Source organism: Caballeronia sp. AZ10_KS36 (assembly GCF_023631105.1).
In the GTDB taxonomy this organism is placed as follows: domain Bacteria; phylum Pseudomonadota; class Gammaproteobacteria; order Burkholderiales; family Burkholderiaceae; genus Caballeronia.
The window spans coordinates 1-1,469 of record NZ_JALQDQ010000065.1; the positions used below are offsets into that span (position 1 = coordinate 1).

Genomic DNA, 1,469 nt, shown 5'->3' on the forward strand with positions numbered 1-1,469 from the left:
ACGCGCTCGGCCAAATCCGCGATCTTGCCGACGCCCTCTTCCAGGAGCTTCGAGGTGCGGAACACGCCCGCGTGCGACTGCATCGTCGCGCGGATGTCGTTGGCGATGTGCTGCGTGTATTCGCCCGAACTCGACTTCTCCAGCACCGCGAGGCGTTCCATCGCGAAGTCGGCAGCGTCCGCCGGCAGCGGCTTGTGCTCCTTCATCTCGGTCGCGTGCTTGATGATGTGATTGCCCGCCGCGCGGCCGAAGACGACGAGGTCGAGCAGCGAGTTCGTGCCCAGACGGTTCGCGCCGTGCACCGACACGCACGAGCATTCGCCGACCGCGTAGAAGCCGTTGACCGGATCGTCGTAGCCCTTCGCCGTGCCGACCACTTGCCCGTGCATGTTCGTCGGAATACCGCCCATCTGATAGTGGATGGTCGGCACCACGGGAATCGGCTCCTTGATGCAGTCCACGTTGGCGAACTTCAGCGCGATCTCGCGGATCGACGGCAGACGCTTCATGATCGTCTCGGCGCCGATATGCGAGAGGTCCAGCAGCACGTGGTCCTTGTTCGGGCCGACGCCGCGTCCTTCCTTGATCTCCTGGTCCATCGAGCGCGAGACGAAGTCGCGCGGCGCGAGGTCCTTGAGCGTCGGCGCATAACGTTCCATGAAGCGGTCGCCGTTCGCGTTACGCAGAATGCCGCCTTCGCCGCGCACGCCTTCGGTGATCAGCACGCCCGCGCCCGCGACGCCCGTCGGGTGGAACTGCCAGAACTCCATGTCCTGCAGCGCGATGCCCGAGCGCGCGGCCATGCCGAGACCATCGCCCGTATTGATGAACGCATTGGTCGATGCCGCGAAGATGCGACCCGCCCCGCCCGTGGCGAACAACGTGGTCTTGCCTTCGAGGATATAGACGTCGCCCGTTTCCATTTCGAGCGCGGTCACGCCGAGCACGTCGCCGTCGGCGTCGCGGATCAGGTCCAGCGCCATCCATTCGACGAAGAAGTGCGTCTTGGCCGCGACGTTCTGCTGATACAGCGTGTGCAGCAACGCGTGACCCGTGCGGTCAGCCGCCGCGCACGCGCGTTGCACAGGCTTCTCGCCGTAGTTCGCGGTATGGCCGCCGAACGGGCGTTGATAGATGGTGCCGTCCGGATTGCGGTCGAACGGCATGCCCATGTGTTCGAGTTCGTAGACCGCATTAGGCGCTTCGCGGCACATGAACTCAATGGCGTCCTGGTCGCCGAGCCAGTCCGAGCCCTTGATCGTGTCGTAGAAGTGGTAGTGCCAGTTGTCTTCGCTCATGTTGCCGAGCGATGCGCCGATGCCGCCTTGCGCGGCCACCGTATGCGAGCGCGTCGGGAACACCTTGGAGAGCACCGCGACGGACAGGCCCGCACGCGCGAGCTGCAGCGACGCGCGCATGCCCGAGCCGCCCGCGCCCACGATCACCACGTCGAAGCGCCGACGCGGCAA

Annotated in this window: 1 protein-coding gene; it reads right to left on the minus strand. The window is 65.6% G+C overall.

The window, feature by feature from the left end; translation table 11 throughout:
• A partial coding sequence (gene sdhA, locus NCR35_RS29710; protein ID WP_250537453.1) for a succinate dehydrogenase flavoprotein subunit occupies positions 1 to 1,469 on the minus strand: 1,469 nt, incomplete at both ends.